This window comes from Actinosynnema sp., assembly GCF_052038725.1.
Genome location: NZ_JBQGCX010000900.1, coordinates 1 through 3647, shown reverse-complemented (window position 1 = coordinate 3647; position 3647 = coordinate 1). Strand labels below are relative to the sequence as shown.

Here is a 3647-nt window from a genome sequence, read left to right as displayed (position 1 = left end):
ACCGGTAGCAGGGCGACCCGGCTCGCCAGCTCCGTCCCGGCCTGGCGGGCGGACTCGGCGGTTTGCCACTGGGTGGGCAGCCGCGACACCGCCGACTCGACCAGCCGCCGGGCATAGGATCGCCGGTACTCGGCCTCGGTGACCAACTCGCCGTCCAACATCGGCGCCGTGGCCTCCGCAGCGCTCGAAGCAGCGCCCGGCTTCCCGGTGACCGCCCCGGCGGTCGACGTCGGGGCTTCCGCCTCGTGGCCGGTGGGCACGGAGGTGTCCGGGAACGGGAGCAGCACGCCAACCGTGCCGTTCTTCTGCTGCGTCGGGCTCACGCTGCACCCCCGCGCAGGGCGTCGCGGACCTCACGGGCCGCGTCGGTGCCGCATCCCAGCGCTTCCCGCAGCCGGGTCGCGGACGGGTCGGCGGGCAACCGCCCGGCGGCGATCAGCTGCCGGGCGCGGGCGGTCAGTAGGGCCGTCCGAGTCTCGGTAGCCCTCTGCTCCACATCGCCCTTGCCGGGGGCGTTTTGCCTGTACTCCGGGCCGGTAGAGGCGGCGGTAGGGCTTACCGGAAGGCCGTGGTCCAGGTCCGCGAACGCCGACCAGATCACCGGCAGCACCGCCACCGCGCCGACCGCCACCAGCGGGCCGATGGCTTGCGCGAGGAGCTGCATCGCGTCGAACCGCGCCCACGGCACCGACACCCACGGCAGGTACGGCCACACGTTGAGCGTCAGCGTCACCGTCAGCGCTCCGTACTCGACCACCGCCAGGTGCGGGTGGTGCAGCACCCGGCCACGGGTCGCCAGGAACGCCCGCGCGCCGACGATGACCAGCAGCACCGCCGAGATCACCGGCTCCACCGCCCACGCGCCCCACCATGCGGCGGTGCGCTCGGCCATGCCGCGGGTGAGCGTGTGGTGCACGCCCGTGGTCGACCAGCCCAGCGCGCCGACCAGCGCGGCCAGGGCCACGACGGTGAGCACCAGGCGCACCCGCGCCGCCTGCCACGCACGTGCCGCCGGGTCCTGCGCCAGCGCGTGCAGACGCGCGGCCTCGGCGGCGCGCTTACGACTGCGCCGCACCCGGTCGGTGTCGAGCAGCAGCGGCGCCGCGTCGGCCTGCAACTCCAACAGCGCATGCGCCTCATCCACCTCGGCACGCAACTCGCGAACCCGCCTGGTGGCCGGCGGCTCGACGGCCGGAGCTGCGTCGGGCACCGCCGAGGCCTGCGCGGCGACGTACCGCTCCACCTCCGCCACCGTGCGCCGCACCTCGTCGTCATCCGGCTCGGGCACCGGCAATGCCGTGGTCATCGCCGCACCCCGCAGTCCTCGCCGGGGCAGTCGGTGATGTGCCAGGTCCGCCGCCGCGCGGCATCCGGCCCGGACAGCAGGTTCGTCGCATCGCGCAACCGCTCGGCAGCCGCCCGGTCCTCCAGGCAATCCGCCGGGGAAAGCCACCCCTCCGGGTGGAACACGGTGGCCGGCTCCCGGTAGGCGAGGTGGACACGCCCGCTCATCGCGCACCCCCCGACCGCCGCGGCGCGCAGCGCGGGCACGGAGTGGACCGGGTGCGGTCCTCATCGAGCCACACCACACGAGCCGAGACCGGGTCGGAGTCACGAGCGTCGCACTGCCCGCACACCGGCGGCACCGCCGAGCGCCCGGTGGCGGGCGCGCTCGGCGCGGGACGGTTACCCGGATGGTTGAAGGACGGTTCGGGCGTCATGCTGACGCCCCGCTTGGTCGCTGCTGACACCCCGTTCGCGCCCTGCTGACGCCCCGTGCTGGTCAACGGGGTGCCATCTTGACGCCCCGCTTCCGAGGCTGTGGACAACCCGGCGGACAACACCAGGTCGTACACCTGTGGGCGCTGGTCAGCACGTTCGATGCGGGCGTCGCGCACGCGGGTGTTGCCCTTGCGGATCAGGCCCAAGTCCTCCAGCGACCGCAGCGCGCGCTGCACGGTGCGCCGGGACAGCCGGGTGTAGCCGATCATGCGATCGACTGACGGGAACGCCTCGGCCCCGTCTGGCCCGGCGTGGTTGGCCAGCGCGATCAACGTGATCGCCAGCGCGGCGGCGTCCTTGCGGTCGGTGGGGATGGGGGCGTGGTTGAGCGCCCAGTTGATGGCCTCGATGCTCACGGCGTCACCGCCGTCGAACTGCGGGCATGGGAAGATCGGCGCACGGCCGGGACCTCCAGCGTCCTGGTCCAGGCCCCGTCGCGTGTTAGCCGCACCCGGCGGGGCCGTCTACTGGAACTTCAGTAGCCCCACGTCTCTGGACCTGCCGCAGTACCCCGAGAAGCGCGTTGACGTGCTCGCCGCGCGGGCGTTCCGGGCGTTCCACGAAGGAGACGCCAACACCTCCCCGCGCGACAAGGCCGGGCGCGTGCTGGGGACCGCGCAGGCCCGCTGGGTGGTGGACGCGCTCGACCGCGGCACCGCCACTTGGAAGATCATCGCCGCCGGGTGCGCAACACCGCGTGACTGCGGGCCACGACCGGCAAGTCGCTGTGGTCCACGACCCTGCAACCGCAACGCCGCTGCCCCGAAGCGAACCACCCCAAGCAGACGACCCGAAGCGAACCACCCCAAGCAGGTGGTCCGAAGCAGACGACCCCAAGCGGGTGACGTCCCCCGCCCCCGGCCCGGAGCCCCCCGACCCAGTGCCCCCACCGGGCCGGGGCGCGCGCGGCACCCCGAACCTCCTGCAAGTCTTTTCCACCGCTCGGCCCTTGTCGCCCCCACCGCACCGTGATGCGCTGCCCCTGTCCCGGTGGAGCCGCCGGGCGCAGCCGCAAGAACTTGCGACAAGGAGGTCGCGGTGCGTCGGTCCGTCGCCGCGCTCATCGCGCTGGTCCTCGTCCAGCCCGCAGCCGTCACCCACCAGGCCCAGGCGCAAGCGGCCCCGGAGCCCGGAGCTCGCTTGGCCGTCGGCAAGACCACCGACCTCCCACCGGGCGCCCGCGCCGGCGACCAGGCCCTCGCCAAGGACGCCCTCCGCGACGCCCCCACCGGCGAGCGCTTCTACTTCGCCCTCCCCGACCGCTTCGCCAACGGCGACCCGTCGAACGACCGCGCCCACACCGGCGGCGACCGCGCGCAGCACGGCTTCGACCCCACCGACAAGGGCTTCTACCACGGCGGCGACCTCAAGGGCCTCCAGCAGCAGCTCGGCTACCTCGACGACCTCGGCGCCACCGCCCTCTGGCTCACCCCGGTCTTCCGCAACCGCTGGGTCCAGGGCGCGGGCCCCGACGCGTCCGCCGGCTACCACGGCTACTGGACCACCGACTACACCTCGCTCGACCCGCACTTCGGCACCACCGACGACATGCGCCGCCTCATCCGCGACGCGCACCGCCGGGGCATCAAGGTCTTCTTCGACATCGTCGCCAACCACACCGCCGACGTCATCGACTACGCCGAGGGCGCCCACGACTACGTCAGCTCCAAGGCCGTCCCCTACCTGGACCGCGAGGGCAACCCGGTCGACGTCGAGAAGCTCGCGGGCAGCCCCGACTTCCCCGACCTCGACCCGGCCACCTCGTTCCCGTACACCCCGGTCCCCCCCCCGGCCCCCCCCAAGACCCCCCCCGGGGGCCACGCCCCCCCCGCCGGCCACACCCCCGGCGGCGCGATCGGGTGCGG

Annotated in this window: 5 protein-coding genes; 1 reads left to right on the top strand and 4 read right to left on the bottom strand. The window is 74.0% G+C overall.

Annotated features, from left to right (window positions below):
- From ACTUAL_RS18635 to ACTUAL_RS18620, 4 genes are all read right to left on the bottom strand, one after another.
- Nucleotides 1–323 (bottom strand): hypothetical protein (locus ACTUAL_RS18635; RefSeq protein ID WP_440901166.1); only part of this gene is annotated, 323 nt, incomplete at its 3' end.
- Nucleotides 320–1306: a hypothetical protein gene (locus ACTUAL_RS18630; protein WP_440901165.1), complete on the bottom strand. Its 987-nt coding sequence runs from the start codon at nucleotides 1304–1306 to the stop codon at nucleotides 320–322. The genes ACTUAL_RS18630 and ACTUAL_RS18635, both read right to left, overlap by 4 nt.
- The gene (locus tag ACTUAL_RS18625; RefSeq protein WP_440901164.1) at nucleotides 1303–1512 is read right to left on the bottom strand and encodes a hypothetical protein; all 210 of its coding nucleotides are present in this window, start codon (nucleotides 1510–1512) and stop codon (nucleotides 1303–1305) included. The genes ACTUAL_RS18630 and ACTUAL_RS18625 overlap by 4 nt, the downstream gene beginning before the upstream one ends.
- The gene (locus ACTUAL_RS18620) at nucleotides 1509–2138 is read right to left on the bottom strand and encodes a helix-turn-helix domain-containing protein (protein WP_440901163.1); all 630 of its coding nucleotides are present in this window, start codon (nucleotides 2136–2138) and stop codon (nucleotides 1509–1511) included. Before ACTUAL_RS18620 ends, ACTUAL_RS18625 begins: the two co-directional genes overlap by 4 nt.
- A gap of 682 nt (nucleotides 2139–2820) precedes the next feature.
- Here ACTUAL_RS18620 and ACTUAL_RS18615 point away from each other — a divergent pair.
- The coding region (locus tag ACTUAL_RS18615) for an alpha-amylase family glycosyl hydrolase (RefSeq protein ID WP_440901162.1) at nucleotides 2821–3647 on the top strand (827 nt) is incomplete at its 3' end.

Coding starts and splice junctions, on each gene's coding strand:
- ACTUAL_RS18630 (WP_440901165.1), bottom strand. CDS start 1,306: ATGACCACGGCATTGCCGGTGCCCGAGCCGGATGACGACGAGGTGCGG.
- ACTUAL_RS18625 (WP_440901164.1), bottom strand. CDS start 1,512: ATGAGCGGGCGTGTCCACCTCGCCTACCGGGAGCCGGCCACCGTGTTC.